This window comes from Moorena sp. SIO3B2, from assembly GCF_010692525.1.
Lineage (GTDB): Bacteria > Cyanobacteriota > Cyanobacteriia > Cyanobacteriales > Coleofasciculaceae > Moorena > Moorena producens.
In genome coordinates this window covers 1-4,517 of record NZ_JAAHHE010000434.1, presented here as the reverse complement: position 1 = coordinate 4,517, position 4,517 = coordinate 1, and the positions used below count along the sequence as shown (strand labels likewise).

Annotated in this window: 6 protein-coding genes and 1 pseudogene; 3 read left to right on the top strand and 4 right to left on the bottom strand. The window is 38.5% G+C overall.

The genetic code is table 11. The features are described from left to right. Nucleotides 1-59: 59 nt before the first annotated feature. Nucleotides 60-452 carry a helix-turn-helix domain-containing protein gene (locus F6K38_RS35490; RefSeq protein WP_287359774.1) on the bottom strand — a complete coding sequence of 131 codons (393 nt, stop codon included), beginning with the start codon at nt 450-452 and terminating at the stop codon, nt 60-62. A gap of 88 nt (nt 453-540) precedes the next feature. Here F6K38_RS35490 and F6K38_RS35485 point away from each other — a divergent pair, with 88 nt between their 5' ends. Next, a complete protein-coding gene (locus tag F6K38_RS35485) occupies nt 541-699 on the top strand; it encodes a hypothetical protein (RefSeq protein WP_287255774.1) in 159 nt (52 codons plus the stop codon). 81 nt (nt 700-780) lie between these two features. Here the strand turns inward: F6K38_RS35485 and F6K38_RS35480 are convergent. Together F6K38_RS35480 and F6K38_RS35470 are read right to left on the bottom strand one after the other, a co-directional pair. Further along, nucleotides 781-1,513: pseudogene (locus tag F6K38_RS35480) on the bottom strand (Rpn family recombination-promoting nuclease/putative transposase); the annotation flags it as partial. A gap of 69 nt (nt 1,514-1,582) precedes the next feature. Next, a complete protein-coding gene (locus tag F6K38_RS35470) occupies nt 1,583-3,073 on the bottom strand; it encodes an FAD-dependent oxidoreductase (RefSeq protein ID WP_287359772.1) in 1,491 nt (496 codons plus the stop codon). A 347-nt stretch (nt 3,074-3,420) separates the two neighbouring features. Between F6K38_RS35470 and F6K38_RS35465 the strand changes: the two genes are divergently transcribed. After that, complete coding sequence (locus tag F6K38_RS35465; RefSeq protein ID WP_267875608.1) at nt 3,421-3,552, top strand: hypothetical protein; 132 nt, start codon at nt 3,421-3,423, stop codon at nt 3,550-3,552. Between the two features lie 12 nt (nt 3,553-3,564). Next, entirely contained in the window at nt 3,565-3,843 is a 279-nt protein-coding gene (gene xseB / locus F6K38_RS35460; RefSeq protein WP_083373696.1) for an exodeoxyribonuclease VII small subunit, read from the top strand. 6 nt (nt 3,844-3,849) lie between these two features. On the opposite strand, the gene F6K38_RS35455 is transcribed toward xseB, so the two are convergent. Further along, nucleotides 3,850-4,517, bottom strand: a 668-nt coding sequence (locus tag F6K38_RS35455) for a hypothetical protein (protein ID WP_287359771.1), incomplete at its 5' end; no start/stop codon positions are given.

Here is a 4,517-nt window from a genome sequence, read left to right as displayed (position 1 = left end):
CTCGGATTTCACGAGGGTTGGTATTTCACCAACATGGTTATCAAGTTGTCAAGGTTCTGTTACCTTGCGGCTAATCCCCCATACCTTTTATTAGGTAAGGTTTCTAGCCAACGAGTCGCACGTATTTCTTTGTACCAAGGGCGTTCTTTTTTTAAAGTTGGAAGAGTAGAACTTTGAACCTCATAAACACTACGTCTAGGATTTTTCTGGCTTTTCTTCCAAGGATAACCAACAGAGGTTGACTTATTGACCGAGCAAGTCAACGGACACGCCTCTCCACGAGTCCTCAAGTCGCAGTAATTCCCCATTTTAGGTGACTTAACCTGCTCATAGGAATCATTCCTATCCCTTAACAGATAGTTGTACTGCGCTAACAGCATATCCAGCCACCGATTCATGACAGTCATCTGCTGAGAACTTGGAATGAGCTTGTAGACGTATCCGTATTGCATGGTATCGACCTCTTTGTCCGTGCTATCTTAATTGTAGATTATAGAATCGTAAAGTGACCAGGAAATGGCTAAAACAGAAACAAAAAAAATGGGAAGACCCTGTATTCACGGGGAACCCAAAAGAGCACATACCATTAGAGTGACGGATAAGGCATGGAACGGACTGAAGCGATTAGCTTCCGTTGCCGGTGTAAGTCTCTCCGAATATTTGGAAGCCTTGGGAAAAGCCGGTGTATTGCCTAGTTAACAGATTGTGGCTTACGCCACTTGAGAGGGGAAATTCATCCCCGACCTAAGAGGACTGGGTATTCTTTCCCCTCTCAAACTCTCCTATTTTCGATAACCGAGGTATCGACTTTAATTTGCCTTGAATTTCACCTTCAAGTCTCCCCTCCTGTATACCTTCGGCTTTTGCCTCCTGATAAACTTTGGTTTGCCGTAAATCACTTAAGCTAAACATGGCTTCGATCTCCGTGCGACTGAGTTTGGGTAACTTATACACCAGTATGGTCTCTATTAATTGTAGAAGTTCTCGCTTTTGTCGTTCATTCTCCACCTCCTCAGTGGTTCGTTGAATCAAGTCTTGAGCAAATGCAATGGCAGAATCTTCCTCAGTGACAATTAGCTGTACTGTGGAGATACCCACCGATGGTGCAGAGGTCTCGGCTAATTCATCGAGATAAATCCGAGATACCCTTGGAGAATCGAGTAATTCTCGATACCTAAAAGTAGCTCCTTTCTCCACATTGCGGCTAGGGTAAATCACCACACCACGCCAATCATTGCTGAGTTCGGTTTTGTCTAAGTACAGAAAAATTTCACTAAAAAACCGGGAGTAAAATTGAGAGTCCCTCTGAAATTGGACTTCTACAAAATAAATTGGTTGTTGGGCTGTGGTGATTGTGGGCAGGAATACCCCATCAATTCTTGCATGCTAGTTGTTTGACTTCTACAGAAGCGAATTGATAAGCTTGTGCTTCTGTAGGGGAATGGTTAATTAATTCAAAAAAGATGCTGGGAAACGATTGAAACAGGCGATAAAATATGGTATCGGTTTTCACATTTAGTTCATTACTTAACTATAGAAATTCTACTACCTCATGGGTAGTAGAATTGCACTAAATAATTTGCTAGTAAATACCCCAATCATCAATAATTTTTTCTCTTTCAGAAACCGCCAATTGAGATAGATTTTTACCAAGAGCAGATTCCATTTCAGGGGAGAGAATTATGTGCTGATTTTGGTCAATAGCTATGTGCTTATCTACTTGCTCTTGGGTAAGAATACCCTGGCATACATAAGTTGATAGTATTTCGAGAACAACCTGAAATGCATTGTAAGGAATAGAAGTTAATTTAAACCCAGGAATATGAATATATTTACCCCCATTTTTATGGTGATATAGATAACGAATAGGATTATCATCTCGTTTGGCAGCATCTACCTCATCGATAGTTTTTCTACCAGGATAAACTTGAACCGCTTTTTTGAGCTTAATATTTTCCAATCCCTTAGCCCAAGGAATCCAGCGAGAAATATCCTGCTTAATTGTGCTCAACATTTCTGCTTCCGTTCTACCAGTTATTTTTTCCAAATTATCCAACCATTCCCTAGGAATAGTTTTCGGATTTTCGGCCAAGGGAATATCTAATTCTGCCTGGTTATATTCTCGACCAGAAAAAATTGCCAGATGATCGTATCCGACTTTAATTATTCCACCATATTGACCTCGAATGAGCATAGTACTAGAAAAACTTTTTTCGATTTCTGGAAACTGTTTTTTCAAGTCTGAGGAAATCTTGTATAGTCCATAAACTTTTAGCTTTACTAGATTTCCTTCGATATATTGCTCAAATTTTAGTTCTGGAATCGGAATGCCCAAACCCTTGGCATAACCAGCATTAACTATCGTATCGAAATAAAGTTGATTATTGTGATTTATCTTTAACTCGAAGTTTTGACTATTGATGGCAATATTACGTACTTCCTTATTGTAGTGAATGTCAACAAAATTTTCTCTAACAAGAAAATTAAACAGATTGATCATGTGACAAACATATTCGGCAATATTTAAGACAAATTGCCTAACTTTGACTGCACCAGCGATGTCCTGTTTGGCCGGATCGAAATTTCCAAGTAAGGGTTTGATGGCTTCTTGATCTAGTATCTTTACTAAGTCTTCTGGCTTGCCAAAAATAGCTTCATTATGAGAGTATTTTAAATGTTGCTGATAAATTTCAACCAAAGCAGCAGCAACATCTTTATAAGTTATCCCTTCTTGGTTAATAGCAGTGTTTCCTATTTCATTGGGTACTAAATAATTAACATAGCTATCTACAAAAACATACTCAGGCATTAATTGTTTAAATAAAATACTTTGTTTGAATAAATGTTCCAGTGTCTTTTTATGTGCACCATAAACAAAATGATGCAAAATACCTGTATTATTGAGAGAAGCTCCATTTTTATTAAAAACTTTTGATTCAGCTTCAAAAACCGATACTTTGGCGATACCTAATTTAGCTAAAATACATGCTGTTGAGACTCCCATAGCACCGGCTCCAATAATGGCTATATTTTGTCTTTGCTGAAGTGGTAGATTAAATACAGTTTCTAGCATTTTTTTATAGGGCAATCCCATCTAAATCAGGTTAAAATAGAAGCAAACGTGATTGGACTTCTTTTCCACGAGACTTCTTATTTTTGCTTGCTTCAAGGAGCATAGCAACGGAGTCGGAACGTTGATTTTATTTAAAGGGGCTACTTTTAGTATTTATGTTTAGTTCAATTGTTCTCTATGGCTGGTATCACAGTTGAGGGTGTGGAATGTGCCTTAAAAGTCACTAAGTCCGATTGTCATAATTGGTTTACTGACTGCTGTTACTTTACCTCATAAGTCTTAGAATTGCTATATACTTTATTAACTATTGCCTCTATTCCTCTCCTGGGATGGGTTAGGGGTGGGTTATGCCTCTTGCCTCTTCTCCCGATTACCGATTACCGATTCCCGATTCCCAATTCCCGATTACCGATTCCCTGTTCCCGATTCCCTGTTCCCGATTCCCTAAAATCCAAAAATTCTGTACCTTACCCCATTGAGAATTACTATCTATGGAAACTCAACCTGATTCAAACCTAACTGATTCAAACCTAACTGATTCAAACCTAACTGAAATCCCTTCTGGAGAAACCTGGAACTATGAAGCGACGGTGGCTAAAGTGGAAACTATCATTAGGCAAATAGAAACGGGAGAACTAGCACTAGCCGACGTGTTTGATCAGTTCTCCGCTGCTGTCGAATATCTCCATGAATGTGAATATTTTTTGGATCAGCGACAGCAACAGATGGATTTGTTGATTGAGACGCTGAGTGATGATTCAGATTTTTAAGAGTAATTAGCCCATTCCTTGAATACCAACATGTCCAGCAAAGGCATACCAATCTTCACTAAAGCCCTTGAATTCCAGATCTTTCAGGCTAAATTTTACGTGATTCTCCTCCACAGTAAACTTAATGGTATTATCAGCATTAGCTTGATCAGTAACAATCACCAATTCAGTGCCTGCTGGAATTTCCTGCTTTGATACTTCATTCAACATATTAGATTGAATAGGAGCTCGCTTAATTACCGTATCTTGATTAAAGAAAAGGTTAAGTAAAACCGGTTGATTGACTAAGGTATTCTGATAAATAGGAATGTTGAAAGCAGTCTTATCCTCTTGTTTAGAGACTACATTACTAACCGTCTCTACCGGTTGAATACTCTCCATCATAATTGCTACATGGTCTTCAAAGGCATACCAATCACCACTGAACCCCTTAAACGCAATATCTTTTAAACCCATTTTAATGTGATTGCCAGATTCCTGACCATAATAGCGAAGTACTAATAGAGTACCTGCTGGTACCATCTGACGTTTATTATCAGGCAATTGCGACGATTGAATCGGCTCTTGCTTGAGATAGCTATCTTGCTTAAACAGAATTCTTAATACATTTGCCATGACATGATACCGGTTTTTAATTGGATAAGGTAAAAATTTTTTAGAATTGAGAATGTAGA